Source organism: Rheinheimera marina (assembly GCF_042654345.1).
Classification (GTDB): Bacteria; Pseudomonadota; Gammaproteobacteria; order Enterobacterales; family Alteromonadaceae; genus Pararheinheimera; species Pararheinheimera marina.
Genome location: NZ_JBHSGB010000012.1, coordinates 122,476 through 148,826, shown reverse-complemented (window position 1 = coordinate 148,826; position 26,351 = coordinate 122,476). Strand labels below are relative to the sequence as shown.

Annotated in this window: 24 protein-coding genes and 1 other RNA gene; 20 read left to right on the top strand and 5 right to left on the bottom strand. The window is 54.1% G+C overall.

Annotation, left to right across the window (positions count from 1 at the left end):
• Positions 1 to 1,761 carry a penicillin-binding protein activator gene (locus tag ACFO3I_RS13970; protein ID WP_377334891.1) on the bottom strand — a complete coding sequence of 587 codons (1,761 nt, stop codon included), beginning with the start codon at positions 1,759 to 1,761 and terminating at the stop codon, positions 1 to 3.
• A 164-nt stretch (positions 1,762 to 1,925) separates the two neighbouring features.
• Between ACFO3I_RS13970 and rsmI the strand changes: the two genes are divergently transcribed.
• The gene (gene rsmI / locus ACFO3I_RS13965) at positions 1,926 to 2,771 is read left to right on the top strand and encodes a 16S rRNA (cytidine(1402)-2'-O)-methyltransferase (RefSeq protein ID WP_377335090.1); all 846 of its coding nucleotides are present in this window, start codon (positions 1,926 to 1,928) and stop codon (positions 2,769 to 2,771) included.
• A gap of 95 nt (positions 2,772 to 2,866) precedes the next feature.
• An RNA gene (rnpB, locus tag ACFO3I_RS13960) (RNase P RNA component class A) lies at positions 2,867 to 3,220 on the top strand.
• 63 nt (positions 3,221 to 3,283) lie between these two features.
• Here the strand turns inward: rnpB and ACFO3I_RS13955 are convergent.
• Both ACFO3I_RS13955 and ACFO3I_RS13950 read right to left on the bottom strand, forming a co-directional pair.
• Positions 3,284 to 4,906: a hypothetical protein gene (locus ACFO3I_RS13955; protein WP_377334889.1), complete on the bottom strand. Its 1,623-nt coding sequence runs from the start codon at positions 4,904 to 4,906 to the stop codon at positions 3,284 to 3,286.
• On the bottom strand, positions 4,903 to 5,481 hold the full coding sequence (locus ACFO3I_RS13950; RefSeq protein ID WP_377334887.1) for a hypothetical protein: 579 nt from the start codon (positions 5,479 to 5,481) through the stop codon (positions 4,903 to 4,905). Before ACFO3I_RS13950 ends, ACFO3I_RS13955 begins: the two co-directional genes overlap by 4 nt.
• A 315-nt stretch (positions 5,482 to 5,796) precedes the next feature.
• Between ACFO3I_RS13950 and chrA the strand changes: the two genes are divergently transcribed.
• Both chrA and ACFO3I_RS13940 read left to right on the top strand, forming a co-directional pair.
• The gene (chrA, locus tag ACFO3I_RS13945) at positions 5,797 to 7,131 is read left to right on the top strand and encodes a chromate efflux transporter (protein WP_377334885.1); all 1,335 of its coding nucleotides are present in this window, start codon (positions 5,797 to 5,799) and stop codon (positions 7,129 to 7,131) included.
• Positions 7,131 to 7,754: a flavin reductase family protein gene (locus tag ACFO3I_RS13940; RefSeq protein ID WP_377334884.1), complete on the top strand. Its 624-nt coding sequence runs from the start codon at positions 7,131 to 7,133 to the stop codon at positions 7,752 to 7,754. The genes chrA and ACFO3I_RS13940 overlap by 1 nt, the downstream gene beginning before the upstream one ends.
• 161 nt (positions 7,755 to 7,915) lie before the next feature.
• Here ACFO3I_RS13940 and ACFO3I_RS13935 read toward each other — a convergent pair whose 3' ends face one another.
• Positions 7,916 to 8,197: a hypothetical protein gene (locus tag ACFO3I_RS13935; protein ID WP_377334883.1), complete on the bottom strand. Its 282-nt coding sequence runs from the start codon at positions 8,195 to 8,197 to the stop codon at positions 7,916 to 7,918.
• Between the two features lie 83 nt (positions 8,198 to 8,280).
• Here ACFO3I_RS13935 and mraZ point away from each other — a divergent pair, with 83 nt between their 5' ends.
• From mraZ to lpxC, 16 genes are all read left to right on the top strand, one after another.
• On the top strand, positions 8,281 to 8,745 hold the full coding sequence (gene mraZ / locus ACFO3I_RS13930; protein ID WP_377334882.1) for a division/cell wall cluster transcriptional repressor MraZ: 465 nt from the start codon (positions 8,281 to 8,283) through the stop codon (positions 8,743 to 8,745).
• The gene (gene rsmH, locus ACFO3I_RS13925; protein ID WP_377334880.1) at positions 8,745 to 9,683 is read left to right on the top strand and encodes a 16S rRNA (cytosine(1402)-N(4))-methyltransferase RsmH; all 939 of its coding nucleotides are present in this window, start codon (positions 8,745 to 8,747) and stop codon (positions 9,681 to 9,683) included. Before mraZ ends, rsmH begins: the two co-directional genes overlap by 1 nt.
• Positions 9,680 to 9,985 (top strand): cell division protein FtsL, encoded by a 306-nt coding sequence (ftsL, locus tag ACFO3I_RS13920; RefSeq protein WP_377334878.1) that lies wholly within the window; start codon positions 9,680 to 9,682, stop codon positions 9,983 to 9,985. The genes rsmH and ftsL overlap by 4 nt, the downstream gene beginning before the upstream one ends.
• Positions 9,982 to 11,745, top strand: coding sequence for a penicillin-binding transpeptidase domain-containing protein (locus ACFO3I_RS13915; RefSeq protein WP_377334876.1), 1,764 nt, complete (start codon positions 9,982 to 9,984; stop codon positions 11,743 to 11,745). Before ftsL ends, ACFO3I_RS13915 begins: the two co-directional genes overlap by 4 nt.
• Positions 11,735 to 13,216, top strand: a complete 1,482-nt coding sequence (locus ACFO3I_RS13910; protein WP_377334874.1) for a UDP-N-acetylmuramoyl-L-alanyl-D-glutamate--2,6-diaminopimelate ligase — start codon at positions 11,735 to 11,737, stop codon at positions 13,214 to 13,216. Before ACFO3I_RS13915 ends, ACFO3I_RS13910 begins: the two co-directional genes overlap by 11 nt.
• A complete protein-coding gene (locus ACFO3I_RS13905) occupies positions 13,213 to 14,589 on the top strand; it encodes a UDP-N-acetylmuramoyl-tripeptide--D-alanyl-D-alanine ligase (RefSeq protein ID WP_377334872.1) in 1,377 nt (458 codons plus the stop codon). Before ACFO3I_RS13910 ends, ACFO3I_RS13905 begins: the two co-directional genes overlap by 4 nt.
• Positions 14,583 to 15,665, top strand: a complete 1,083-nt coding sequence (mraY, locus tag ACFO3I_RS13900; RefSeq protein WP_377334870.1) for a phospho-N-acetylmuramoyl-pentapeptide-transferase — start codon at positions 14,583 to 14,585, stop codon at positions 15,663 to 15,665. The genes ACFO3I_RS13905 and mraY overlap by 7 nt, the downstream gene beginning before the upstream one ends.
• Before the next feature lie 3 nt (positions 15,666 to 15,668).
• Entirely contained in the window at positions 15,669 to 16,994 is a 1,326-nt protein-coding gene (murD, locus tag ACFO3I_RS13895) for a UDP-N-acetylmuramoyl-L-alanine--D-glutamate ligase (protein ID WP_377334868.1), read from the top strand.
• The gene (ftsW, locus tag ACFO3I_RS13890) at positions 16,991 to 18,190 is read left to right on the top strand and encodes a cell division protein FtsW (RefSeq protein WP_377334866.1); all 1,200 of its coding nucleotides are present in this window, start codon (positions 16,991 to 16,993) and stop codon (positions 18,188 to 18,190) included. The genes murD and ftsW overlap by 4 nt, the downstream gene beginning before the upstream one ends.
• Entirely contained in the window at positions 18,183 to 19,259 is a 1,077-nt protein-coding gene (gene murG, locus ACFO3I_RS13885) for an undecaprenyldiphospho-muramoylpentapeptide beta-N-acetylglucosaminyltransferase (RefSeq protein ID WP_377334864.1), read from the top strand. Before ftsW ends, murG begins: the two co-directional genes overlap by 8 nt.
• On the top strand, positions 19,256 to 20,701 hold the full coding sequence (gene murC / locus ACFO3I_RS13880) for a UDP-N-acetylmuramate--L-alanine ligase (protein WP_377334862.1): 1,446 nt from the start codon (positions 19,256 to 19,258) through the stop codon (positions 20,699 to 20,701). The genes murG and murC overlap by 4 nt, the downstream gene beginning before the upstream one ends.
• A gap of 3 nt (positions 20,702 to 20,704) precedes the next feature.
• The gene (locus tag ACFO3I_RS13875; protein ID WP_377334860.1) at positions 20,705 to 21,619 is read left to right on the top strand and encodes a D-alanine--D-alanine ligase; all 915 of its coding nucleotides are present in this window, start codon (positions 20,705 to 20,707) and stop codon (positions 21,617 to 21,619) included.
• A complete protein-coding gene (locus ACFO3I_RS13870) occupies positions 21,616 to 22,392 on the top strand; it encodes a cell division protein FtsQ/DivIB (RefSeq protein ID WP_377334858.1) in 777 nt (258 codons plus the stop codon). The genes ACFO3I_RS13875 and ACFO3I_RS13870 overlap by 4 nt, the downstream gene beginning before the upstream one ends.
• Complete coding sequence (ftsA, locus tag ACFO3I_RS13865; RefSeq protein WP_377334856.1) at positions 22,370 to 23,605, top strand: cell division protein FtsA; 1,236 nt, start codon at positions 22,370 to 22,372, stop codon at positions 23,603 to 23,605. Before ACFO3I_RS13870 ends, ftsA begins: the two co-directional genes overlap by 23 nt.
• A gap of 64 nt (positions 23,606 to 23,669) precedes the next feature.
• Positions 23,670 to 24,845, top strand: a complete 1,176-nt coding sequence (gene ftsZ / locus ACFO3I_RS13860) for a cell division protein FtsZ (protein WP_377334854.1) — start codon at positions 23,670 to 23,672, stop codon at positions 24,843 to 24,845.
• A gap of 92 nt (positions 24,846 to 24,937) precedes the next feature.
• On the top strand, positions 24,938 to 25,849 hold the full coding sequence (gene lpxC, locus ACFO3I_RS13855) for a UDP-3-O-acyl-N-acetylglucosamine deacetylase (RefSeq protein ID WP_377334852.1): 912 nt from the start codon (positions 24,938 to 24,940) through the stop codon (positions 25,847 to 25,849).
• Between the two features lie 7 nt (positions 25,850 to 25,856).
• On the opposite strand, the gene ACFO3I_RS13850 is transcribed toward lpxC, so the two are convergent.
• A complete protein-coding gene (locus tag ACFO3I_RS13850) occupies positions 25,857 to 26,330 on the bottom strand; it encodes a DUF721 domain-containing protein (RefSeq protein ID WP_377334850.1) in 474 nt (157 codons plus the stop codon).
• Positions 26,331 to 26,351 lie beyond the last annotated feature (21 nt).

Genomic DNA, 26,351 nt, shown 5'->3' with positions numbered 1-26,351 from the left:
TCAGGGCTGACCCAAGGTGTTCAAACTGGTCTTACTGTATTGCCCCAGCGTTAACTGGCGCTGAATCTGTCCGTCTGTCGCCAGCCGCAGTTCACCGGTTAAGCCACTGTGAGGCAAGGCCGGAAACTGTTGCTGTTGCTTCAGCTTAAATACCAGCTGGAAGGCGTCATAGCCCATAGCAAACAACCGTTGCAATGTTTCGTCCTGTTGCGGAAACAGCGTGTTGTATTGCTCACGCAGCGCTTGCTGTTGTTGCTGGTTTAACATCCAGGGCATTTCGGTGAAGGTTAAATTGAGCAGATCGCGGCGGTCGGTCAGCTCGGCCGATTTCTGATGGCTGCGGGAGCTGGCATAAATGGGCAGGCTGATAGCGGCTGGCGCCACAGACACATCAATAAAAGGTTTTAACAACCGCGTCTGGGCCGGGTCGGCCAGCAGGTAAATGGCATCTATATCCTGACGGCTGTGAGTTTCAGCGCGCACATCCTGGCCGCTTAACCGCTCAATTTCTTTGATGCGTTGTTCACTGGCGTCGGTTTCCAGCAATTGTTTGATGGTGCTTTCCATGGAGGCCATATCGGTGACCCAATAGGTCTCAGGGGCTTTGCCGGTGATTTGCTGCCAGTCGCGGCTGAACTGAGCCACCATACGTTGACTCAGTGGGTTGCGGCCTGCCATCAGTACAGGTTGTTTGTAGCCTTTATGCTGAAACAGCTGCGCCATTTGGCGGGCTTCATCTTCCACACTCAGTGCGAAATAGTACTTCTGCTCTGACGGGGCAATTTGCTCTGTGCGGCTGTTCAGAAACAGGGTCGGTAAGGTCCAATCCGGGTCGTTGGCCAGGCCATCGACCTGGTCTTTCAGTAAAGGACCAATCACAAAATCAGCTTGTTGTTCCTGCATTTGCTGTTTAATCAGTGCCGGGCTTTGAGTGCTGTCGAGAAACACCAGCTTGGCCGGATGATTGACCGAGGCGGCGAGCAAGCCTTGCTGGATGGCTTCGGCATGCTGGCGAAAATTGCTGTTAAAAGGCAATAACACTGCAATGGTCTGAGGGTTGTAGCCCTGTACCTGACTGAGTTGCTGAATTTCGGCTGGCAATTGTGCCAGAGCGGGCAGGTTGCTGTAGCTGCTTTGCCAGTTCTGCAGTTCAGTTTGCAGCGCTAGTTGGTCGCCCAGCAGACGCTGATGAATTTGCAGCAGGCTGGCCCAACCTTGCGCGGCTTTGTCGTTGCTTTGCAGTAGTTTTTGCAGCTGCTGTGGCGTTAGCAGGCCAAGCTGCTGCCAGAGTGCCAGTTGGCTGGCCTGGTCTGTCGGCACCAATTGCAGCAACTGCAAATAAACCCCAACAGCTTTGTTTGGTTCTTGCCGTTCGATCCAGTACTGCGCTTGTTTTTGCAGGTACAGCTGCTGGTCTGCCAGGTTAAAGCGGCTGAGCGGGAACTGCTGAATAAATTGTTGAATGTCCTGATGCTGGCCTTTGGCCAGTAAAGCTTCAAACCAAGGCAACAGGTTTTGTTGCATCACACTGCTGTCGGCCTGCTGCTGCAGAACCTGATGAATGGCGAGTGCCTGATCAACCTGGCCTTGCTGCAAATTCGCCCGGGCGGCTTGCAGTAATTCCAGTTGTTGCTCGGTGCCCTGACTTTGCTCGGCTTGCTGCAAAAACTCGCTGGCAGACAAGGGCTGACTCAGTGGGGCTACTTCAACGTCCGTTTCGGGTTCCGGTTCGGCTTTGATGACAGGCTGTACTGCTTTCATTGGCGCAGGTGCAGGTGTGGAACTGCAGGCGGTCAGGGCCAGGCTGGCGGTGAACAGAAATAAGGGCTTGAGTTTGCTGCTTTTCACAATGCACGGGTACAATGAGGCTTTGAATGCGGGTATCTTACAAAGAGCCGGGCCCAAGCTCAATGAATTCACAAATTATGACCCAAGAAAACGGACAGTTATACATAGTTGCCACGCCAATCGGAAACCTTGACGACATCAGCCAGCGTGCTATTCAAACCTTAGGCAAAGTGGCCTGGGTGGCGGCTGAAGACACCAGACACAGCGGCAAGCTGTTGAGCCACCTCGGTCTTTCTGCCCGTATGCTGGCGCTGCATGACCACAATGAAAAACAACGGGCCAGCGCTTTGCTGCAAAAATTGCAGGCCGGTGAGGATGTGGCCCTGATTTCCGACGCCGGCACCCCACTGATCAGCGACCCTGGCTACAGCCTGGTGCGTTTATGTCGCGACGCTGGCATCAAAATAGTGCCTATCCCCGGCCCTTGTGCCTTGATTGCGGCGCTGTGCTGCTCAGGTTTACCGACAGACAAATTCCACTTTATTGGGTTCTTACCGGCAAAGTCCGGTCAGCGCCAGCAGGTGCTGCAGGCGATCCCGGCTGGTGTCGGCACACTGATTTGTTATGAAACAGCCCGGCGTATTCTCGATACACTGGATGACCTGGTGGCTGTGTATGGCCCTGAGCGCGAGTTGGCGCTGGCCAAAGAGCTGACCAAAACCTTTGAGCATTTTGCCTTTGGCACTGCGGCTGATATTAAAGCCTGGCTGACCGAAGACCCGGCACGTTGTCAGGGCGAAATGGTGCTGATGATTGCACCAAGCCAACCGGTGGACGACGAGATCCCAGCCGAAGTGCAACGTACGCTCAAGCTGTTGATGGCCGAACTGCCGCTGAAAAAGGCGGCGGCACTGGCGGCGGAAATTCACGATCAGAAAAAGAACGCCTTGTATAAGCTGGGCTTGAGCTGGACCGGGATGTAGAGACGGTAGTTTACTCCGCCCGGTTTTATCTGGTGTTGCTGCTGTGTGGTCAACCACCTTGCAGCTTCGGGGAAGAAGGGTATAATGCGCGCCGTGAGTTGGCCCAGACAATCGCTGCCTGCGTAAGCAGGGGGAGGAAAGTCCGGGCTCCATAGGGCAGGGTGCCAGGTAACGCCTGGGAGGCGCGAGCCTACGACCAGTGCAACAGAGAGCAAACCGCCGATGGCCCGCTTGCGGGATCAGGTAAGGGTGAAAGGGTGCGGTAAGAGCGCACCGCGCGACTGGTAACAGTTCGTGGCACGGTAAACTCCACCCGGAGCAAGACCAAATAGGCCCCCTTTGGCGTGGCCCGCGTTGGGGGCGGGTAGGTTGCTGGAGGCGTATGGTGACGTACGTCCTAGAGGAATGATTGTCCACGACAGAACCCGGCTTATCGGGCCGACTCACACTTTCTTCTGTTTGAACCCATTGCAGCCACTGCACTGACACAGTGACCGCAACGGAGTCCCGCTTTAGCCGCTACAGCCGGTTACATCCAGTGTTTCCACTATGACTTGATCGTCTTTGCAAGCCAGCCGTTGTGGCATTAATGACTCGGCCGACAAACAGCCTAACCCCATACCGGTGAAATTGTATTGTGTACTGCGCAGGCCTGAACCGCGCGGCGTGCCAGGGCAGCGCGCTTCGTACTGCACCGAGATGCAGGACGAATAATGGTTAATTTCTTTCGGCATTGGGTTGGATGGCCGGTCACCAATCAGCCGGTAGGGTTTGTCCCTGCCGTCACATTGCATGGCGCCAAGCCGGATGCCACGTTTATACACCGCCAGCCAGTTGGTCCAGGCTTGTTTTTTCTGCTGCTCAGCTTGCTCTGCGGCCAAACGACGCTCTTCGGCTTCTTGCTGTAATTGTCGTTGGCGTTCAGCCCTCTCTTGGGCTGCTTTTTCAGCGGCAAGTCGTTGTTGCTCGGCACGCTGCGCTGCGTCCTGCTCACGTTGTTGTTGCTCGCGTGCGGCGCGTTCAGCTGCCAGTCGTTGTTTCTCGGCTTGCTCGTCAGCTGTGCGCTGAGCCCGCGCCTGGTCATAACCGGCTTGAGTGCCTTGGGTTGCCATGCTATCAACCTGACTGTAGATCCCCATTTGTTGGGCTGCCTGCATAGCGGCGGCATTGTCGCGTTTAAGCTGCTGTAACCTGGCAGGGTCTGTAGTTTGAGACATCTGCATATTACGGTAGGCAATGCCGTCGGCGAGCTGTTTGGCCAGCGCTTCGCGGCCAACCTGTTGCTGCGCGGCCTGGGCTTGCCTGACGGCCTGTTGCTCCGCTTCCTGCTGCTGGCGCTGTGCTTCGGCCTGGGCATCCGCCTGAGCTTGCAGATTATTCAGAAATTGAGCCTGCTGGGCTTGCTGCGCCTGATAGTTGGCCATTTCCGCGTTTAAGGTGTTTTGGAATTCCGGGCTGGCGGCCACTTCAAGTGCAGCACCGGCGAACTCACCGGCACCCGATACGACGTCCATGGTGCCTTCGACTGTGGCCACAAAGCCATTGGCCAGTGCCACCCCAACAGTGCAGCCAAAGTTGGAACCGCCACTGAGTTCCTGTTGAATCGCGCTTTCCAGGCTGCTGGCCTGAGCGTTGAAACCGGCATCCCCCTGACTTTTGCGCAGTTCCACCAGCAGCAGTTTCAGATTACCAGCCATTGCCGCATCATAGTCATTGCTGTCGCCGTCGACAGGGGCCTGAGTGGTGATAGAGAAACGACTCACTTCCCTGGCACCGTCATAGAATCGGTAGGTCAGCGCCAGACTGCCGGCTGTGGTTTTGCAGCCGTCTTCATCGACGTCGCCCGCTACATAGCCGCGTTCTATCTGCAGTTTCAGCCGGGGCGCCTGAGCGGTCTGGAAATAGTTACTGGCCCGAAGTGCTGCGCGTAAATCGCCCATGTATTCCAGCCAGGCATCACTGTTGCCTTCTTTAAATTCAATGACGCCCAGCCGGTAGGGCAGAAAAGACTCGGCCGATTTGATGTTTTGCAGCCACTGCGGGTCAGGTTGATAGCGGCTGGCACTGCACAGTGGTGCCAGCAACAGTAAGCTCAGCAGGCTGCCAACGCGCAGCAGATTGGCTCTGGCGCTCATTCAAAAGACCCTTGTTCAATCCATAAACGCAGCACACTGTCATGAGCGTCGGTGCGGGCGGTGTTTTTCGCCGATTCGGCGCCGCTTAAGGTGGAAGACACAGAAATTAAGCCCACAGCTTCGTCCCACTCGGCTGGGGTATCAATGCTGTGCAGCATTTCTTGCCCGGCCCATAGCTCGTAGTGAATGCTGGTTTTGTAGCTAAAAATGGCGGGCACCACACCTAAGGTAAAGATCACCGCGTTGGCACCTAACGCGCCTGCCCATTCGCCTGTGGTTTCTTGTACGGCGCCTTCGCTGATTTTAATTTTGAAGCTGCTGTTGTCTTCAGTGACGGGAATAAAGCCATGCGGTTTGAGCAAATCCTGAATTTCAGTCATGCGCAGTTGCTGTTGTTCGCTGATTTCTTCGGCGTCCAGGTCAGCGTCTGGCGGGAAGCTGTACTCCACCTTCACAGTTGCCTTGGCCGCATTAAAGCCGGACACATCGGCTTTACCCAGCTTTGCCTCGGCCGCGCAGCCTGTCAGAACCATAGAAATAGCGAGCAGCACGCCCAGTTTAATCCTGGATGTCATAAAATTTCCCTCTGCTAGGGCACAGGACTTGCTCCGAGGGAGAGTGCTGGAGTAAGCCGGCCAAATTTATTGTTATTGTTCAGGCCAGTAGCAAACTCCGGATGCATCAACATCAGGGTAATGGAGTCAGGGGAGTGGTACAGCATTCACCCAATTGGCGTCACTGAATAATAAGCAGCATTTTTTTTCACGTCCAGTTGTGTAGTTAACAGGCATATTTATAGGAACTTGAGCCAATTCAATTAGTTTTGTTGGAAGTGACAGCGGCTGGTTTGCTAGGCTTGGGCATGCTCAGGCTTTGGATGGAGTCCGTGGATGCAATTACCCTCAGACATTTCGTTTTGGCAGGCTTTGCGCTTTTGGTTCAAGTTAGGTTGTATCAGCTTTGGTGGCCCGGCTGGTCAGATTGCCATTATGCATCAGGAGCTGGTTGAAAAGCGGCGCTGGATTAGTGAAGGGCGATTTTTGCATGCGCTCAATTACTGCATGCTGCTACCCGGGCCTGAGGCGCAGCAGCTGGCGACTTACCTGGGCTGGCTGATGCACCGGACTCTGGGCGGTATTGTCGCCGGGCTGTTATTTATTCTGCCTTCGTTAGTGTTGCTGGTGCTGCTGTCCTGGGTTTATCTGGTGTATGGCGAACATCCCTGGCTGGCCGGTATTTTTTATGGCATTAAACCTGCGATCGCGGCCATAGTGCTGCATGCGGCCTGGCGGATCGGCGGGCGGGTGATGAAGCATCCGCTGCTTTGGGCTATAGCTACTGCAGCTTTTGTCGCTATTTTTGCGTTAAAGTTGCCCTTTCCGCTGATTGTAGTGTCTGCGGCCATTATTGGTTTTATTGGCAGTAAACTGGTACCAGCGGCTTTTTCCGGCAGTGCACATACCAGTGCGCAGAAAAGTTATGGCCCGGCTTTGATTGACGACAACACGCCAACACCGCCTCATGCCTTGTTTCGCTGGAGCCGTTTTAGTCTGGTGTTTTGTTGTGGTGTGCTGCTTTGGGCTTTGCCTATGGCGGCGCTGACACTAAGCCTGGGCTGGCAGCATCAACTGACGCAAATGAGCTGGTTTTTTACCAAAGCCGCGTTATTAACTTTTGGTGGCGCTTATGCGGTGTTGCCTTATGTCTATCAGGGCGCGGTAGAAAAATTTTCCTGGTTGACGCCCGGGCAGATGATGGATGGACTTGCATTGGGAGAGACCACGCCGGGACCGCTGATAATGGTGGTGGTGTTTGTTGCTTTTGTCGGGGCGTATATCGACGCCAGCTTTGGGCCGGAGCTGCGGCTGGTGGCTGGCATCACTGCTGCCTTGCTGGTGACCTGGTTTACTTTTTTACCTTCTTTTTTGTTTATTCTGGCAGGCGGACCTCTGGTGGAGTCTTCGCAAGGCAACCTGAAGTTGACAGGTCCGCTCACGGCTATCAGTGCAGCTGTGGTGGGGGTCATTGTCAATTTAGCCTTGTTCTTTGCCGGTCACATACTGTGGCCGCAAGGATTTGCCGAAGGACTTTGGCAAGGGGTGGACCTGTGGGCCCTGGTCATTGCAGTGCTGGCTGGCCTGTTGCTATTTAAGCTGAAGTTCGACGTGATGCGTGTTATTGCCGTGGCTGCTGTGTTCGGTGTTGTTATTAAGGTGATTAGCTGATGTGGATTGATGTAAAAAGCCTGCAAGCGCTCGACTGCTACCGTTTGTTAACCAGTCTGGTGACGCCCAGACCTATTGCCTGGGTCAGTAGTTATTCCAAAACCGGTGTATTAAACCTGGCGCCTTTTAGCTTTTTTCAGATGGTGACCGATCAGCCGCCAACACTGATGATCTCCACTCAGCACAAAGCTGACGGCAGCCGCAAAGACACCAGCCTGAATATTGCAGCGACAGGTGAGTGTGTGATCAATCTGGTGCCTTACGCCTTAATTGATGCGATGAATCAAACGGCAGCAGCCTTAGCTGCCGACGAGAGTGAAGTGGCATTGGCTGGGCTGACAACAGTGGCGTCAGCCAAAGTCGCAGTTCCCCGGCTGGAACTGGCGCCAGCGGCTTTTGAATGCACTTTGGCGCAGCTGCAGCCCTACCCGGCAGAGCAACCCTCCTGCGAGCTGATTTTCCTTCAGGTGCAGTCGGTCTACCTGAATCCTGCTGTGCTGAATGCGCAAGGGCGACCGGATCCCCACAAACTGGATTTGGTCAGTCGTCTGGGCGGTTCCGATTACAGTCGGGTGGCTGCCGATGTATTTAGTTTGCAGCGGCCAGCTTCCGGTCAGCGTTAAGTGCTTTTCATGTAAGCACTTGCTTACATCGTGAGCCTTTAAATAATTGATTAGTTAGTGTTCGCTTACTTTGTGTCTGGCGTTTTTTTATCGCGTACTCCTGCAGATGTTGCTGGCTGGACGCTAAAAAAATGCCGGGCATTTCTTCTGCAGTGCCAGGGTTATATCCTGTTATTCATTTTATATTCATCAATAAAATCATTAGCTTGAGCAACATTTCTTGCCGTTGCCAGGCATGTGCCATTTTCAGTTGGTCGCAAGCAGACTGAAACTGGTCTGAATGTCATGGTTACGCGTAGCGGTTCGAGGAATTTATAATTTTTTTTACGTTTTTTTCTTCCACTTTTCCCCACATAAATCAGGATCTTCGCGCTAAGCCGCATTTTTACTGGATCTGCGCCGATCGCTTCACATGGTTTTTGCCTTGACAAGCTTTCATTCACAGCCCTAAACTGTCTGCTAGTGGAGAATTGTGGGTATTTGTGGATCAAATTCACGGATCTAACGACAACAAGTGGGATAAAAAATGTTTCGTGGCTCGTTTTCATTAACATTGGATGAGAAGGGACGGTTAGCGCTGCCAACGCGCTACCGTGACAGCCTTTTTGCCGATGCTAATGGTGCCATGGTCTGCACCATCCACATTAAAGATCCCTGTCTGCTGCTGTATCCGCTACCAGAATGGGAAGATGTCGCTGAGCAACTGCAACGGCTGTCTAACCAAAATGCCCAGGAATTGCGTTTCAAACGTTTGCTGATCGGCCATGCGTCCGACTGTGACATGGACAAAAGCGGCCGCATTTTATTGCCGGCACCGCTGAGAAGTCACGCCAATTTAAGCAAAAACATCCGACTTGTCGGTCAATTAAACAAATTTGAGATCTGGGACGAAGAGATCTGGAATCGCCGGGTGGCTGACGATATGGCCCTTGAACGCGATCTGCCAGCAGACGCCGAGCTCTCAGAACGGCTGCAGGACTTTGTACTCTGATGGATCAAAGCGCCCATATTTCCGTCCTGTTGGCCGAGACCATCGACGGATTAGCCATCACACCAGACGGGATTTACCTGGACGGTACCTTTGGCCGTGGCGGTCACTGCAAGGTGATCTTATCCAAACTGTCTGACAAGGGCCGGCTTTTTGCCATTGACCGCGACCCAACGGCTATTGAGGCGGCCAAAGCCTTCGCCTCTGACCCACGTTTTCATATCACTCACAGCGCTTTTGCTGAACTGGCCGCCATTGCTGAACAACAGCAAATCACTGGCCAGGTCGACGGCATTTTATTGGATTTAGGCGTGTCGTCGCCGCAACTGGACGACGCTGAACGAGGCTTCAGCTTTATGCGGGATGGTCCGCTGGATATGCGGATGGACCCGACCAGTGGTTTGTCTGCCGCCGACTGGCTGGCCAAAGCCGATGTGGAAGAAATCAGTTTTGTGCTGCGCGAATACGGCGAAGAAAAATTCGCCTGGCGTATTGCCAATGCCATAGTCGAAAAACGTGGCGAAACCCCTTTTACCCGCACCGCTCAGCTGGCCAGCCTGATTAGCGCTGTGGTGCCAAAAAGCCCGAAAGAGAAAAAACATCCGGCCACCCGCAGTTTTCAGGGCATCCGTATTTATATCAACAGTGAACTGGAGCAGGTAAAAACCGCACTGGAAGCGGCGCTCACTGTGCTCAAACCTGGTGGTCGTCTGACAGTCATCAGTTTCCATTCACTGGAAGACCGGCTGGTGAAGCAGTTTATGCGGCTGCATAGCAAAGGCCCGGCCATTCCAAAAGGCTTGCCGCTGACCGAAGATCAGATCAAACGCCATACGCCGCTGAAACTGATTGGCAAAGCCATTATGCCGTCTGAGCAGGAACTGACGCAGAACGTACGGGCCCGTAGCGCCGTATTACGCATTGCGGAGCGTACTGCATGAGTGCCATTAAGCTGAACCGTTTAATTCTGGCCGATATCTGGCGCCATAAGCTGGTGATTGGCTTGATCCTGGCTTGTCTGGGTTCAGCGCTGGCGGTGGTGGAATTTACCCATATGAACCGTCAGCTGACGATCACCGAAGACAAGCTGCTGCAACAGCGTGACAGTCTGGAAATGGAATGGCGTAACCTGCTGGTGGAGCAACGTGCGCTGGCCGAACACAGCCGGGTGGAGGACATAGCTGCAAATCAGCTCGATATGGTCCGACCCTACGGGGCGCAGGAAGTGGTGGTGCAGCAATGATCAAAAAGCCCACCAAAGCCGCTACGCCTAAACGTCAGGCCAAGAAGAATCAACAGCCAGCTGTCATCAGTTGGCGTTTTGCTTTTGTAATAGTTGCGTTGCTTGGGGTGTTCAGTGCACTGGTGATCCGCTCGGCTTACCTGCAGGTGATTGAGCCTGAGATGCTGTTAGAGCAAGGGGATGCCAGAACCTTGCGGGTTAAAGCGGATGCGGCCATGCGTGGCATGATCCTGGACCGGCATGGCGAAGAGCTGGCGGTCAGCGTGCCGTCGCAGTCGATCTGGGCTGACCCGCAGCTGGTGCTGCGTAATAAAAACAAAATTGATCAGCGCCACTGGCATGCGCTGGCCGAAATGTTGCGCATGACGCCGCAACAGCTGTCCGCCAAAATTGGTTCGGACGACAACAAACGTTTTGTGTATTTGCAGCGCCAGGCCAGCCCTGCCACTGTGGATTACATTCGCCAGCTGAAAATCCCTGGCATTGCCTTTAAACAGGAATCCCGCCGTTATTACCCGGCTGGCGAAGTCACAGCGCATTTGCTCGGTTTTACCAATGTCGACGAGCAGGGCATGGAAGGCATTGAGCGGCAGTTTAATGACTACCTGACCGGCACACCAGCCACCAAAACCGTACGTAAAGATGCCAAAGGCCGTGAAATTGAAGTGCTGAAGCAAACGGACGGTGAAGCCTCGAAAAACCTGCAACTGAGTATCGACCAGCGTATTCAGGCGGTGGCTTACCGCGAGCTGAAAAAAGCGGTGCTGCAATATGGGGCGACTTCAGGCTCTGTGGTGGTGGTGGACGTGCACACTGGCGAAGTGCTGGCGATGGCCAATGCGCCGTCTTACAACCCGAATAACCGTAAAAACTCAGATGCGGGCCGTTACCGCAACCGCGCTATTACGGACACCTATGAGCCAGGTTCCACCATCAAGCCTTTACCTGTGCTGGCTGCACTGGAAAACGGCACTGCCACTATGGATACCGTGATTTCCACCGGTTATGGCCCGGTGCGTATTGGTGGCCGCCTGGTACGCGATATCGCTGGTTACGGTGACCTGGATTTAACCGGCATTTTGCGTAAATCGAGCAATATCGGCGTCAGCCGCCTGGCACTCGACTTACCTGTCGATAAGTTCCTTGGTATGTATTACAAAATGGGCATTGGTCAGGAAACCGGATTAGGTCTGACCGGTGAAACGCCAGGTACGCTGCGTGAACAAAAACGCTGGGGCGAACACGCGTTGGCAACCGTCTCTTTCGGTTACAGCTTTACCGTCAATGCGGTGCAGCTGGTGCGCGCCTACGCAGCTATTGCCAATGGCGGCATACTGCGGCCTTTGACCATTATCAAACAAGACAAAGTGCCGCCAGGTGAGCGGGTGTTGTCTGAACAAAACGCTGAAAATATGTGGACCATGCTGGAAGCCGTCGTTGGCCCGGGTGGTGGTGGTAAACGCGCTGTAGTCCCTGGTTACCGGGTAGGCGGCAAAACCGGTACTGCCAAAAAAGCCGGTATCCGTGGTTACAGCGACGATTACATCGGCTCTTTTGTTGGTATCGCACCTATTTCTAACCCGCGTCTGGCTTGCATTGTGATTATTAACGAGCCAAGCGGCGATTATTATTACGGTGGTGAAGTCGCGGCCCCGGTGTTTGGTGCTGTGATGGGCGCCACGTTAAAACTGCTGAATATTGCCCCGGATGCCAATGACAGCCGCATTACCCAAGTGACTGGAGGCGACCATGCAGGTTAATACCGCCGCTTCCTGGTTAACGGCTTTTGGGCTGGAACTGCCGCAGACACTGGCACAACAACCTTTGGCGGACCTGCGTGTCAGCAGCAAAGAGGTGGTTGCAGGTGATGTGTTTCTGGCGCTGCCAGGCACCAAAACCCATGGCAATGATTTTATTCCTCAAGCGCTGGCCCAGGGTGCTGCGCTGGTGCTGACTAACCAGCCGGCTGCAGTCGATGATGCGCGTGTTTTGGTGTGGCCAGCACTTATGTCTCAGCTGACGGCGCTGATTGAAGCCTATTACCCACACCCGCAGCTACAGCTGGTGGGGGTGACAGGCACCAATGGCAAGTCCAGTACCGCAATTTTTATTAACCAGCTGATGCAGTTATTGGGCGGCCAGGCCGGTGTGATTGGCACTCTGGGTTATGGCCATTACCAGCAATTGACGCCGCTGAATAACACCACGCCGCATTTAGCTGACTTACACCGCATTCTGGCGCTGAGCAGCGAGCAAGGCCGTCAGTTAATGGCTCTGGAAGTGTCGTCGCATGCGCTGGACCAACAGCGGGTAGCCGGTCTGAACTTTGAAGTGGCGGTGTTTACCAACCTGACCCGTGACCATCTGGATTACCACGGCACTATGCAGGCGTATGGTGCTGCCAAAGCGCGGTTGTTTACCCCGCAGCTGTCACGCCGTGCTGTGATCAATGTGTCCGATGCCTTTGGCCAGGAACTTGCCCGTAGCACTTCATTGCCTGTTCTGGTCTATGGCCGTCTGGACGATTGCCAGCAAAGCGCCGAGTATCTGGCGTACGACGAGCTGGCGATTACCCAACGCGGCTATCAGTTTGTGCTGCACAGCCGTTTAGGTGGTGCCGCTACTGCGCAGCTGGTGCAATTGCAGGTGTTGGGTGAATTTAATATTCAAAATGCGTTAGCAGCGGCTGCCACTATGGTGCAGCTGGGCCATCCGCTGCCGGCCGTGCTGCGGGCGCTGAGCCAGCTGGTCAGTGTGCCGGGCCGTATCGAGCAGTTTTATCAGGCATCCACTCAGGTGATGGCAGTGGTGGATTATGCCCATACGCCAGATGCTCTGGAGCAAACCTTGCTCGCCTGCCGTAACCATACCCAAGGTCAGTTATGGGCGGTATTTGGCTGTGGTGGTGACCGAGATAAAGGCAAAAGGCCTTTGATGGGCGCTATTGCTGAACGCCTGGCCGATCAACTGGTGATTACCGCAGACAATCCGCGCACCGAAGACGTATTGGCAATTTGTGCCGACATTGCTGCCGGTTGCAGCAGCGGCAAGTACCAGATCGTTGCCGACAGGAAAACCGCGATCACCCAGAGCCTGAAAGCCGCCAAAGCCGGTGATTTAGTGCTGATTGCCGGTAAAGGCCATGAAGATTATCAGATCATCGGTACTTCGGTGATCCCTTACGACGAACGCGCATTTGTACAGCAATTGGTCACGGAGCCGTCCTTATGATCCGCTTAACGACAGCAGAGATCGCTTTATCAGTTCAGGGCCAGTTGCATGGCGCTGACATCGGCATTGAAAGTGTCAGCACCGACAGCCGGGCTATCACGGCCGGTGACTTATTTATTGCGCTCAAAGGGCCGAATTTTGACGGTCACCAGTTTGCGGCTGATGTGATCAGCAAAGGTGCAGCCGCTTTGGTGGTCGAGCAGTTGCTGGACGTTGCTGTGCCGCAAATTCTGGTGAAAGACTGCCGCTTGGCACTGGGCGCTTTGGGCGCCGCTGTGCGGCAAAAAGTGAACCCAAAAACCGTAGCAGTGACCGGCAGTGTCGGGAAAACCACGGTCAAAGAAATGATGGCCGCCATTCTGGGCAACATCGGTCATGTGCTGGCGACGGCCGGTAATTTCAATAATGACATTGGTGCACCTCTGACTTTATTGCGACTGACCGCGCAGCATACCCATGCGGTGATGGAGCTGGGCGCTAACCATTTAGGCGAAATTGCGTACACAGCAGGTTTGTCACAGCCTGCCGTGTCCGTGATCACCAATGTCGGTGCGGCGCATCTGGAAGGTTTTGGTGATTTGTTTGGCGTGGCGCGCGCCAAAGGCGAAATTTACGGTGCCTTGCCAGCAGGAGGCACCGCTGTAGTGCCGCTGGACAGCGAGTTTGCTGAGTACTGGCTGAAACGGCTTGGCGATAAAAAAGTACTGACCTTCAGCGCAACACAACAGGCGGATTTCTACGCAGAAAACATTGTGCTGAACGAGCAGGGTTGCGCCGGTTTTGACCTGGTTTGCCCACAAGGCCGGGTGCTGATTCAACTGGTGTTACCGGGCAAACACAATGTGGCTAATGCGCTGGCCGCTGCTGCCGCCGTGCTGCAATTGGGGGCCAGCCTGACGGATGTTCAGCTGGGGCTGGCGTCGATGAAACCGGTGAAAGGCCGTATTAATGTGATTCAGGCGACACCTGCGCTGCGGCTGATTGACGACACTTACAATGCCAATTCGGAGTCGGTGAAAGCCGCTATTGATTTGCTGGCCACTTACCCGGGCTACCAGGTACTGGTGTTTGGCGATATGGGTGAACTGGGTGCGGACGCGCGGCGTTACCACGAAGAAGTGGGTGTATATGCCAAACAAAAAGGAATTCACCTGTTATTCACCCTTGGCGTGTTATCACAGAGCGCCAGTGATTTATTTAATGGCCAGGGTGCACATTTCAGCTCCCGGCAACAACTGATCCAGAAACTCGGCCCGCTGTTAGACCAACAGACGCAGGCAACTGTACTGGTGAAGGGATCGCGTAGCGCCAAAATGGAGTTAGTCGTACAGGACTTGCTAGAACGTAGTCAGCAGGAGAGTCACCCATGTTAGTCTGGTTAGCTGAATTTCTTACTCAGTATATCAACGCCTTTAACGTATTCAGTTACCTGACCTTCAGGTTTATCTTAGGCATTCTGACCGCATTAATGCTGAGCCTGTATTTAGGCCCCAAGCTGATTGCCAAATTGCAGAAACTGCAAATTGGTCAGACAGTGCGTGATGACGGCCCGCAAAGCCATTTCTCGAAAAAAGGCACCCCAACCATGGGCGGCTTGCTGATTTTGGGCTCAGTGCTGGCGTCTGTGTTGCTGTGGGCCAATCTGGAAAACAAATACGTTTGGGTGGTGATCTTTGTGCTGGTCAGCTACGGCTGGATTGGTTTTATTGATGACTACCGCAAAGTAGTGCGTAAAGACCCGAAAGGTCTGATCGCCAAATGGAAATACTTCTGGCAGTCGCTGTTTGCGCTGGTGGTGGCGTTTTTTCTGTATGCCACGTCCGACCGTCCGGCTGAAACCAGCCTGGTGGTGCCCTTCTTAAAAGATGTGCTGCCGCAACTGGGCATGTTGTACATCGCTTTATGTTACTTCGTGATTGTTGGTACCAGTAATGCCGTCAACCTGACTGATGGTCTGGACGGCCTGGCCATAGTGCCGACCATTATGGTGTCTGCCGCCTTCGCCATTATTGCCTATGCCAGCGGTAACGTGAACTTCGCTGCTTACCTGAATATTCCTTACCTGCCACAAGCCAGTGAACTGGTGGTGGTCTGTGCTGCGTTGATAGGTGCAGGTTTAGGTTTCCTTTGGTTTAACACTTACCCGGCGCAAGTCTTTATGGGTGACGTGGGATCGTTAGCGCTGGGCGCTGTGCTCGGGGTCATCGCCATTCTGGTACGGCAGGAAATTGTGCTTTTTATCATGGGCGGCATTTTTGTGATGGAGACCCTGTCGGTGATCCTGCAAGTGGGCTCCTACAAGCTGCGTGGCCAGCGTATTTTCCGCATGGCGCCTATTCACCATCACTACGAATTAAAAGGCTGGCCGGAGCCGCGCGTGATTGTGCGTTTCTGGATCCTGTCGGTGATTTTTGTACTGGTTGGCCTGGCCACCCTGAAGTTGAGATAACAGATGACGACGAAATTGTTTCAGTCAAAACGTGTTGCCGTTATTGGGCTGGGCCTGTCAGGTCTGGCGACGGTGCGCTATTTGCTGAAACATGGCGTCAAACCTGTGCTAATGGATACCCGCCTGAAGGTGGCGGGGCTGGAGCAGGTACCGGCCGATAAAGTAGACGGCATTTATTTGGGTGAGTTGGACGCGAACCGGCTGGCGCAAATGGATGTGCTGGTGGTCAGCCCTGGGCTGGACCCGAAACACCCGGCGATCCGCTTTGCGCTGGCACAAGGGGTTCAGCTGATAGGCGATGTTGAGCTCTTTGCCTTAGCCAATAGCAAGTCGGTGCTGGCGATTACAGGTGCCAACGGTAAATCAACTGTCACCCGACTGACCGAATTTATGCTGCAGTGCTCAGGTGTGCATGCGCTGGCTGCCGGTAATATCGGTTTGCCTATTCTGGACGCGCTGAACTCAGACGCCGATGTGTTTGTGCTGGAGTTATCCAGTTTTCAGCTCGACACCACCTGGTCGCTGCACAGCAAAGCCGCCTGCATTTTAAATGTGACTGAAGATCATATGGACCGTTACGGCACTATGGCGGCTTATGCGGCGTCCAAGCAACGAGTCTACCAGGGCACTCAGCTGGCCATTGCCAATCAGGCGGATCCGCTGACGTATTGCCAGTCTGCTGTCGCGCAGTTACAGCTCAGCCTGAATGGGACCGAATATGGCGTCGTGCAGCATCAGGGCGACGCCTGGTTGCAGGTGGACGGTCAGCCGTTATTAGCCGTGCGTGAGATGACGCTGGTTGGCAGCCATAACCAGTTTAATGCGCTGGTCAGTTGTGTGCTGGCGCTGCAGGCTGGTGCCAGCCGTGAAGGTCTGGTACAGGCGCTGCGTACTTTCCATGCCTTGCCGCATCGTTGCCAGTTAGTAGCCGACCATCAGGGCGTACGTTGGGTGAATGACAGCAAAGCGACCAATGTGGGCGCAACCCTGGCCGCTATTGCCGGTTTACGGCCTGAAGTCACAGGCAAACTGGTGCTGATTGCTGGTGGTGATGGCAAAGGCGCCGATTTTACGGAACTGGCGCAGGTGCTGAACACAGAGACGGATCTGGTGATTACGCTGGGGCAGGATGGTCCGGCCATTGCGGCTTTAGTGCCTGGTGCTGTGCAAGTCAAAGATTTACAAGCGGCAGTCAAAACTGCGGCCGCTTTAGTGCAGCCAGGTGATCTGGTGTTGTTATCGCCCGCCTGCGCCAGTCTGGATATGTTTAAGAACTATGAGGACCGCGGCGAGCAGTTTGCTCAGGCGGTGCAGAAGGTGTGGTTATGATACAGCGCGTGTTGCAGTTCGTGCCATCACCCACCCAGTGGTTAGCCAACTGGTGGCGCCGCGACGAAATCAACAGTTATGACCGGCTGTTTCTGACCTTGCTGGTACTGGTGCTTTGTGTCGGCCTGATTATGGTCACCAGTGCGTCAGTGCCTGTGGCTGAGCGTCTGTACGGCAATCCGCTGTATTTTACCTTGCGTCATCTGGTGTATCTGGTGGCAGGCTTTGGCGCGGCTTATGTGGTGCTGAATGTGCCGGTGTCCTGGTGGCACAACACCAACCTGTTACTGCTGATGTTTGCGGTGATTTCGCTGATGGCGGTATTGCTGCTGGGCAAAAACGTCAATGGTGCCACCCGTTGGCTGGCGCTTGGCCCTATCAATATTCAGGCGGCCGAACCAGCCAAACTGTTTTTCTTTGTCTATTTGTCCAGCTACCTGGTGCGCCGTCATGAAGAGGTGCGGGAAAACCTGAAAGGCTTTGTGAAGCCATTGATTTTATTGTTTATTTTGGCCGTGTTGCTGCTGATGCAACCAGACCTTGGCACCGTGATTGTGATGTTCTCCACCTCTGTGGTGCTGCTGTTTTTAGCTGGCGCCAAACTCTGGCAGTTCTTTGCGCTGATTTTCACCGGCCTGGCTGCTATTGGCGTGCTGATTGTGTACAGCGAATACCGCTGGCGCCGGGTGACCGCGTTTTTGGATCCATGGGCTGACCCTTTTGGCAGTGGTTATCAGCTGACGCAGTCGTTGATGGCCTTTGGCCGTGGCAGCTGGTTCGGTCAGGGCCTGGGCAACAGCGTGCAAAAGCTGGAATACCTGCCCGAAGCCCATACCGACTTTATTTTTGCCGTAATCGCCGAAGAAACCGGCCTGGTGGGTGTCACTCTGGTGCTGAGCCTGCTGTTTATGCTGGTGTGCCGTGCGCTGTGGATGGCGAACAAAGCCTTAAATAAAGGTATGAGTTTTCATGGCTTTCTGGCATACGCACTGGCGATTTGGATTGTATTCCAGACCTGCGTCAATGTCGGTGTGGCCAGCGGTCTGTTGCCAACCAAAGGCTTGACCTTGCCTTTTATCAGTTATGGCGGTTCCAGTTTGATCATTATGTGTGTGGCCGCCGCCTTACTGCTACGGATTGATTTTGAAGTGCGGCTTAAAGGCCGCCAGGCCATCGGCGGTGCTCCTCATGGCTAAAGTCGCACTGGTGATGGCAGGTGGCACGGGCGGGCATATTTTCCCGGCCAAAGCTGTGGCCGATTTATTAACAGCCGAAGGCTGGACTGTGCACTGGCTGGGCACAGCCGACCGGATGGAAGCCAAACTGGTGCCAGGTTTTGGTTATGCCTTTCACAGCATTGCAGTGGCCGGTTTGCGTGGCAAAGGTCTGATGTCCTTACTGAAAGCGCCGCTGATGTTATGGCGTTCTTTGTCTCAGGCCCAGGCTTTAGTCCGTCAACTGAAGCCGCAACTGGTATTGGGTTTTGGTGGTTATGCCAGCGGCCCTGGTGGGCTGGCGGCTTATCTGGCAGGCATTCCACTGCTGGTGCATGAACAAAATGCGGTGGCAGGCACCACCAATAAATTGCTGGCCAGACTGGCTGCGAAAGTGCTGGTGGCCTTTCCACAAGCGCTGGCCGGTTTAGGCAAAGGCCAGGTGGTGGGCAACCCTGTGCGCAAAGAAGTGCTGGCTTTGGCTGGCCAAAGCAAAGCTGCCGGTTTGCCGCTGCGGGTGCTGGTGGTGGGTGGCAGTTTAGGGGCGCAGGTGTTTAACCAGCAATTGCCCAAGCAGTTTGCACAATTATCGGCCCAAGGCCCGCTGGAGATCTGGCATCAGACAGGCCAGGCCGATGCGGCCGACGTGCAGGCGCAGTATCAGCAGCTTGGGCTGCAAGCGCGCTCTGACGCTTTTATTCAGGATATGGCACAGGCCTATGGCTGGGCGGATCTGGTGGTATGTCGCGCCGGTGCCTTAACAGTGTCCGAACTGGCGTGTGCCGGCTTACCGGCAGTCTTTGTGCCGCTGCCATCGGCCATTGACGATCATCAGACCGCCAATGCCAATTTTCTGGTGCAGCAGCAAGGCGCTGTACTGCTGAAACAAAACGAATTAATGCAAGGCGCCCTGGTGCCTTTACTGCAGCCCTGGTTGCAGGACAAAACAGCGCTGGTACAGATGGGACAAAACGCCCGTCGTGCCGCCACAGATGATGCGGCAGAACAAGTAGTCAGAGTCTGCCGTGAGTTAGCAGGTAACACGAAATGAGTACAACAACACAACAAAAAATGGCAATGCGCCGGGTCGACCGTATCCACTTTGTTGGGATAGGTGGCGCCGGTATGGGGGGTATTGCCGAGGTGTTACTGAATGAAGGCTACAAAGTCTCTGGGTCGGATATTGCCAGCAACTCTGTGGTGGAACGTTTAACGGCGCTGGGTGCACAAATTTTCATTGGCCACGCGGCGGAAAACATTCAGGGGGCCAGCGTGGTGGTGGTGTCCAGCGCCATTAAAACCGACAACCCGGAAGTGGCGTCTGCACTTGAGCAGCGTATTCCCCTGGTGCGCCGTGCTGAGATGCTGGCGGAGCTGATGCGTTTCCGTCATGGCATTGCTATCGCGGGCACCCATGGCAAAACCACGACGACCAGCCTGATCGCCTCTATTTTTGCTGAAGCCGGCACAGACCCGACTTTTGTGATTGGCGGTTTGCTCAATTCTGCCGGCACCAATGCCCGTTTAGGTTCAGGCCGTTACCTGATTGCCGAAGCGGACGAAAGCGATGCTTCTTTCCTGCATTTGCAGCCAATGGCGTCTGTGATCACCAATATCGAACCTGACCATATGGACACTTATCAGGGCGATTTCGAAAAGATGAAATCGACCTATCTGGAGTTCTGCCACAACCTGCCGTTTTACGGTGCAGTCGTGGTTTGTATCGACGACCCTGTGGTGCGTGAGCTTATTCCGCAGATTGGCCGGATGGTGATTACTTACGGTTTTAGCGAAGACGCCGACTATGTGCTGAGCAACTTCAGCCAGACTGGCACCCAAAGCCGTTTTGATATTCAGGACCCGCAAGGTCAGCGTCACTCGATTGAGCTGAACCTGGCCGGTCGCCACAACGCTTTAAACGCCACAGCGGCTTTTGCCGTGGCTACCGACGAAGGCATCAGCAAAGATGCCATTCTGGCCGCACTGCGCAAATTTGAAGGTATTGGCCGTCGCTTCCAGCAATACGGTGAGTTTGACACCGGCCGCGGCAAGGTGCTGCTTGTCGATGACTATGGCCATCACCCAAGTGAAGTGGCTGTGACCCTGGCTGCTGCCCGCAGTGCCTGGCCACAACGCCGCATGGTGATGGCGTACCAGCCACACCGTTACAGCCGGACCCGCGATTTGTACGAAGACTTCACCAAAGTGTTGTCTGGCGTCGATGTGTTGCTGCTGCTGGAAGTCTACTCAGCCGGTGAAGCGGCCATTCCTGGCGCCGACAGCCGCAGCTTATGCCGCTCTATCCGTGCCCGTGGCCAGTTAGACCCGATTTATGTGGCAGGCCCGGCCGATTTACCTGCAGCTTTGGCTGACGTATTACAGGACGGTGACGTGGTGCTGACTCAGGGCGCTGGCAATATTGGTGCGCTGGCCAAGCAACTGGCGGCGCTTGAGCTGAAAATTTCTGCATTAAAACCAAACGAAGGAGCTTGAAGTATGAGCAACAAATTTGGCAAAGTGGCTGTGTTGTTTGGTGGACATTCCGCAGAGCGTGAAGTGTCACTGCGCTCTGGTGCTGCCGTTCTGGCTGCATTGCAAAAACAAGGTATTGATGCACACGCCTTTGACCCGAAAACCCAGGCGCTGACGGAACTGCTGTCGGCCGGTTTTGATCGGGTCTTTATCGTACTTCATGGCCGTGGCGGCGAAGATGGCACTATGCAAGGTGCACTGGAGCTGCTGGGCTTGCCTTACACAGGTTCCCGCGTTTTAGGTTCTGCACTGGCAATGGATAAAATCCGTTGCAAATGGTTATTTCAGGCGCAGGGTTTACCCACAGCACCGTTTCGGGTGGCCAAAACAAGTACCGCTCCCGATCACGCCGCCATGCTCTCAGCGCTGAACGGCAAAGTGATGGTTAAACCCGCTAACGAAGGCTCCAGCATTGGCATGAGTGCGGCCAGCACCGCAGCCGAGTTGCAGCAGGCGCTGGACACCGCTTTTGCCTACGACTCCGATGTGCTGGTGGAGCAGTGGATCCAGGGCCGTGAATTTACCGTGTCTGTGCTCAATGGCAAAGCACTGCCTGTGGTCGAAATGCGCACCCCCCGCTCTTTTTACGATTACGAAGCCAAATACAAATCCGACAGCACCCAGTATCTATGCCCGGCGCCATTGACGGACGAACAGACTGCATCGTTGCAGCAGGCTGCGGTTGCAGCCTTTCAGGCGGTGGGCGCTTCAGGCTGGGGCCGGGTGGACGCCATGCTGGACCAGGCGGGCAATTTCTACCTGCTGGAAGTGAATACAGTGCCTGGTATGACGGAAAAGTCGCTAGTGCCTATGGCAGCCAAAGCGGCTGGGCTGAGCTTTGAACAGCTCGTGGTTGAGATTTTAGAACAGACTTTATGAAAAAAACGCAGCTGACAATCTGGCAACGCATCGACAAGCCCTACTGGGCTGGTGTGCTGTTTTTTTGTCTCTGCCTCTGGCTGGTCAGCTGGATGGCGGTGCAGATCTGGGCCTGGCGACAGGACCAGAACAGTGCACCTATTCAGCAAATCCGGTTGTATGGTGAATTTGCCCATATTCAGGCTGACCAGCTGAACCAGAAGCTGCAACAGCAGTACCTGGGTAACTTTTTCAATTTGAACGTGGATCAGGTGCAGTTGTTCCTGCAACAACAACCTTGGGTCGCTCAGGCAGCCGTGCGCAAACAATGGCCTGACACCCTGGTGGTGGTGGTGACGGAGCATAAACCGGTGGCGATTTGGAATGACCATGAATTACTCAACCAACAAGGTCAGGTCTTTGTCGCACCCGTAGAGGAGCTGAACGAGCCTTTGCCGTTGTTGCAGGGCCCTGAAGGCTCAGAGCAGGATGCCCTGGCCATGTTCAACAATTTAAATCAGATGCTTAAAGTGCATCAGCATCAGGCCACAGGTCTGAAAGTGACAGCCCGTCAGGCCTGGCAAGTGCAATTAGAGCACGGTTTGCTGCTGACCCTGGGACGGGAAGATACGGTCAAGCGGGTGCAGCGTTTTATTGATTTGTACCCGCAGATCAGCCAACACAAATCTCAGCCAATGGCTGAGGTGGATTTGCGCTACGACACCGGCATGGCAGTGCGTTGGGTCGAAGTGCCAGAGACAAGAGAACAAGATGACAAAGTCGGCAGAACGTGACCTGATTGTTGGCCTGGATATTGGTACGGCCCAGGTAAAAGCATTGGTGGGGGAAATTACCCCGGACAACCAACTGAGTATTGTTGGTGTGGGCACTCATGTGGCCCGCGGTATGGACAAAGGTGGCGTGAATGACCTGAACCTGGTGGTGCAGTCGGTACGTCGTGCGGTAGAAGAAGCTGAGTTAATGGCGGACTGTCGGGTGTCTTCGGTGTATCTGGGCATTACCGGTAAACACATTCGTTGCCAGAACGAAAGTGGCATGGTGCCGATCAACGATGCCGAAGTGACAGCCGAAGATGTCACCAATGTGATCCACGCCGCCAAATCAGTGCCTATTTCGGCAGAGCGCCGCATGTTGCATGTGCTGCCACAGGAGTTCTCTGTGGATATGCAGGAAGGCATTAAGAGCCCGATTGGCATGTCCGGCGTGCGGATGGAAGCCAAAGCACACATCATCACCTGCGCCAACGATATGGCAAAAAACATCGAAAAATGTGCCGAACGTTGCGACCTGCATGTTGACCAGCTGATTTTCAGCTCGCTGGCGTCCAGCTATGCGGTGCTGACCGAAGATGAAAAAGAGCTGGGCGTCTGTGTGGTGGACGTGGGTGGTGGCACCATCGACATCTCGATTTTTACCAATGGCGCTTTACGTCACACCGCGGTGATCCCGGTGGCGGGTAATCAGGTGACCAGTGACATTGCCAAGATTTTCCGCACGCCATTTGGCCATGCAGAAGAAATTAAAGTGCAGTACGCCTGTGCGCTGCGCAGCATGGTAGGCAAAGAAGAAAATATTGAAGTGCCCAGTGTCGGTGGCCGTCCGGCACGCAGTATGTCGCGCCACACCCTGGCTGAAGTGGTGGAGCCTCGTTACCAGGAACTGTTTGAACTGGTGCAGGACGAGATCCGCAAATCCGGATTGGAAGAGCAGATTGCCGCCGGCATCGTACTGACTGGTGGTACTGCCAAGATGGAAGGGGCGGTTGAATTCGCTGAAGACATTTTCCAGATGCCGGTGCGTCTGGGTTATCCGATTGGCATTACTGGTCTGAAAGAGTATGTGGCTGACCCGGCGTATGCCAGCGTCGTTGGCCTGCTGATTTACGGCAAAGATATGAAAAACCAGCTGAAAAAAACTGTCGCTGCACGGGAGAGCATGGGCTCGATGATGAAGCGACTGACCAGCTGGTTTAAAGGTGAATTTTAATTTTTGAGTAAGCGTAACAGAGTAAGCGTAACTGCTTAGGCGAAACAAAACGGAGAGAGAAGCTATGTTTGAGTTAATGGAAAACCACAGCGAAGAAGCTGTTATTAAAGTCATCGGGGTTGGTGGCGGTGGCGGTAACGCCGTGGAGTACATGGTTGCCAGCAACATTGAAGGTGTGGAGTTTGTCGCGGCCAATACGGATGCACAAGCGCTGCGTAATTCCTCTGCTCACCTGACCCTGCAGTTAGGTGCCAATGTGACCAAAGGCTTAGGTGCAGGTGCAAACCCTGAAGTGGGCCGCAAGTCTGCCGAAGAAGACCGTGAAACCATTAAGAAAACCCTGGCTGGTGCAGATATGGTGTTTATCGCTGCCGGTATGGGCGGTGGTACAGGTACAGGTGCTGCACCTATCGTCGCTGAAGTGGCCCGTGAAATGGGTATTCTGACTGTGGCTGTAGTCACTAAACCTTTCCCGTTCGAAGGCAAGAAGCGTTCTACCTATGCAGACGAAGGCATTGGCGAACTGGCGAAACACGTCGATTCACTGATCACTATTCCGAACGACAAGCTGTTAAAAGTGTTGGGTAAGGGTACCAGTCTGCTGGACGCGTTCAAAGCAGCTAACAATGTGCTGTTAGGTGCAGTGCAGGGTATTGCTGAACTGATCACCCGCCCTGGTCTGATCAACGTCGACTTCGCCGACGTGCGTACCGTGATGTCAGAAATGGGCACCGCGATGATGGGGACTGGCCGTGCTTCAGGCCCAGACCGTGCTGAAGAAGCGGCAGAGCAGGCGATTTCCAGCCCACTGCTGGAAGACATCGACCTGTCAGGCGCTAAAGGTATTCTGGTGAATATCACCGCGGGCCTGGACATCAGCATCGAAGAATTCGAAACTGTAGGTAATGCAGTGAAAGCTTTCGCCTCTGAAAATGCCACTGTGGTGGTGGGTGCTGTGATTGACCCGGATATGTCAGATGAGCTGCGTGTGACTGTGGTTGCCACAGGGATCGGCGCCGAACGTAAAGCAGACATTACACTGGTGCCAAGCCACCGTGAACCGGCTCGTTCAGCGCACGTTTATGGCAATGCTGGTACAACCTTCCAGGGTAATGCCGCGCGTGAGCTGGCTCCGGCTGCGATGGAAATGCCAATGACAGCAACCAAACCAGTGGCAGAGAAACAAGCGAATATCGATATTTTTGATATTCCTGCATTCCTGCGTAAACAGGCAGACTAAGGCCTGAACAGGCCTCAAGTTGGCAGAATGGAACGGCTGTGGTATGCTGCGCCACCATTTTGACATGTTCAAAATTTGAACAGGAAGAAATTATGATTAAACAACGTACCATTACAAAAACGGTAAGTTCGGTCGGTGTCGGACTGCACAAAGGGGAAAAGGTTACGCTTACTCTCCGGCCTGCCCCTGACAACACAGGTATTGTGTTCCGTCGTGTGGACCTGGACCCGGTCGTCGATTTTCCGGTGCGCCCCGAATTAGTGGGTGACACGGTAATGTGTACCTGTTTGATCAATGAAGAAGGTGTGCGGCTGTCAACCACAGAACACCTGATGGCGGCTATCGCTGGTCTTGGCATCGACAATCTGTTGATTGAAGTCGATGCGCCGGAAATTCCTATTATGGACGGTAGCGCCAATCCTTTTGTCTACCTGTTATTGCAGGCCGGCATCAGCGCTCAGAAAAAAGCGAAAAAATTTATTCGTATCAAACAGAAAGTACGGGTGGAAGATGGTGATAAATGGGCCGAGTTCGTGCCACACCATGGCTTCCGCCTGGACTTTGCTATCGATTTCGACCACCCGGTGATTTCGGAAAGCCGTCAGCATGTGCAGATGGAGTTTTCAGCTGCCAGCTTTATCAAAGACATCAGCCGTGCCCGTACTTTTGGTTTTATCCAGGAAGTCGAGTACCTGCGTGCCAATAAACTGGCACTGGGCGGCAGCATGGATAACGTGGTGGTGCTGGACGAGTTCCGTGTGATGAACCCGGACGGTCTGCGTTATGACGATGAATTCGTTAAACACAAAATCCTCGATGCAATCGGCGATTTGTATATGGCCGGTTACAGCATTCTGGGTGAATTCCGCGCCTATAAAACCGGCCATGCGCTGAACAACGTGTTGTTAAATGCGGTGTTGGCGGATGAAGCCAATTATGAGTTTGTCACCTTCGAACACGAAGCTGACCTGCCTATTTCCTATCTGGCACCTCAGCTGGCTTGAGACCTGTCTATCCTTTGGCGGAGCGCTGTCTGGCCAGCTCCGCCAGTCTTTGCAGTTTTTCTTTTAGTTGTCCATCCATGGTTTCTGCTGCTGCTAACAGGTAATCCGCTGCCTGCTCTGAGATTTTCGGCATGTCTTTGGGCGATGCTGTTTCCGGCTTTTGGTACTGCAATTGCAGATTAGGTGAGACTTCTATATCAATACCGGCTAATTCAGGCAGGATTTTTTGGCGAAAATTGGCTAGAATGGCGTCCCTTTGCATTTTGAGCCGGGTTGCCCAAGCGGGAGATTGGCATAAAATCATCAGCCGACCTGCTTTAATGGTACTGATTTTGCAAAAAGCAGACTGTTCCAGTTGCAAGAACCGGATTAATTCGGTATTAAGTTGGCGCAACAATTGTGCGTGCTGGGCGGAACTGGCCAAGGAGTTCTGTTCCAATAGCTGATGCAAAGCGACAGGTTTAGTGCTGTAACGCGCCATGGTCTGACAAAAATTCGAATT

What these genes read in the sequence shown, in the direction of transcription:
- ACFO3I_RS13970 (WP_377334891.1), bottom strand. Translation starts at nt 1,761, where the DNA reads ATGAAAGCAGTACAGCCTGTCATCAAAGCCGAACCGGAACCCGAAACG.
- rsmI (WP_377335090.1), top strand. Translation starts at nt 1,926, where the DNA reads ATGACCCAAGAAAACGGACAGTTATACATAGTTGCCACGCCAATCGGA.
- ACFO3I_RS13955 (WP_377334889.1), bottom strand. Translation starts at nt 4,906, where the DNA reads ATGAGCGCCAGAGCCAATCTGCTGCGCGTTGGCAGCCTGCTGAGCTTA.
- ACFO3I_RS13950 (WP_377334887.1), bottom strand. Translation starts at nt 5,481, where the DNA reads ATGACATCCAGGATTAAACTGGGCGTGCTGCTCGCTATTTCTATGGTT.
- chrA (WP_377334885.1), top strand. Translation starts at nt 5,797, where the DNA reads ATGCAATTACCCTCAGACATTTCGTTTTGGCAGGCTTTGCGCTTTTGG.
- ACFO3I_RS13940 (WP_377334884.1), top strand. Translation starts at nt 7,131, where the DNA reads ATGTGGATTGATGTAAAAAGCCTGCAAGCGCTCGACTGCTACCGTTTG.
- mraZ (WP_377334882.1), top strand. Translation starts at nt 8,281, where the DNA reads ATGTTTCGTGGCTCGTTTTCATTAACATTGGATGAGAAGGGACGGTTA.
- rsmH (WP_377334880.1), top strand. Translation starts at nt 8,745, where the DNA reads ATGGATCAAAGCGCCCATATTTCCGTCCTGTTGGCCGAGACCATCGAC.
- ftsL (WP_377334878.1), top strand. Translation starts at nt 9,680, where the DNA reads ATGAGTGCCATTAAGCTGAACCGTTTAATTCTGGCCGATATCTGGCGC.
- ACFO3I_RS13915 (WP_377334876.1), top strand. Translation starts at nt 9,982, where the DNA reads ATGATCAAAAAGCCCACCAAAGCCGCTACGCCTAAACGTCAGGCCAAG.
- ACFO3I_RS13910 (WP_377334874.1), top strand. Translation starts at nt 11,735, where the DNA reads ATGCAGGTTAATACCGCCGCTTCCTGGTTAACGGCTTTTGGGCTGGAA.
- ACFO3I_RS13905 (WP_377334872.1), top strand. Translation starts at nt 13,213, where the DNA reads ATGATCCGCTTAACGACAGCAGAGATCGCTTTATCAGTTCAGGGCCAG.
- mraY (WP_377334870.1), top strand. Translation starts at nt 14,583, where the DNA reads ATGTTAGTCTGGTTAGCTGAATTTCTTACTCAGTATATCAACGCCTTT.
- murD (WP_377334868.1), top strand. Translation starts at nt 15,669, where the DNA reads ATGACGACGAAATTGTTTCAGTCAAAACGTGTTGCCGTTATTGGGCTG.
- ftsW (WP_377334866.1), top strand. Translation starts at nt 16,991, where the DNA reads ATGATACAGCGCGTGTTGCAGTTCGTGCCATCACCCACCCAGTGGTTA.
- murG (WP_377334864.1), top strand. Translation starts at nt 18,183, where the DNA reads ATGGCTAAAGTCGCACTGGTGATGGCAGGTGGCACGGGCGGGCATATT.
- murC (WP_377334862.1), top strand. Translation starts at nt 19,256, where the DNA reads ATGAGTACAACAACACAACAAAAAATGGCAATGCGCCGGGTCGACCGT.
- ACFO3I_RS13875 (WP_377334860.1), top strand. Translation starts at nt 20,705, where the DNA reads ATGAGCAACAAATTTGGCAAAGTGGCTGTGTTGTTTGGTGGACATTCC.
- ACFO3I_RS13870 (WP_377334858.1), top strand. Translation starts at nt 21,616, where the DNA reads ATGAAAAAAACGCAGCTGACAATCTGGCAACGCATCGACAAGCCCTAC.
- ftsA (WP_377334856.1), top strand. Translation starts at nt 22,370, where the DNA reads ATGACAAAGTCGGCAGAACGTGACCTGATTGTTGGCCTGGATATTGGT.
- ftsZ (WP_377334854.1), top strand. Translation starts at nt 23,670, where the DNA reads ATGTTTGAGTTAATGGAAAACCACAGCGAAGAAGCTGTTATTAAAGTC.
- lpxC (WP_377334852.1), top strand. Translation starts at nt 24,938, where the DNA reads ATGATTAAACAACGTACCATTACAAAAACGGTAAGTTCGGTCGGTGTC.
- ACFO3I_RS13850 (WP_377334850.1), bottom strand. Translation starts at nt 26,330, where the DNA reads ATGGCGCGTTACAGCACTAAACCTGTCGCTTTGCATCAGCTATTGGAA.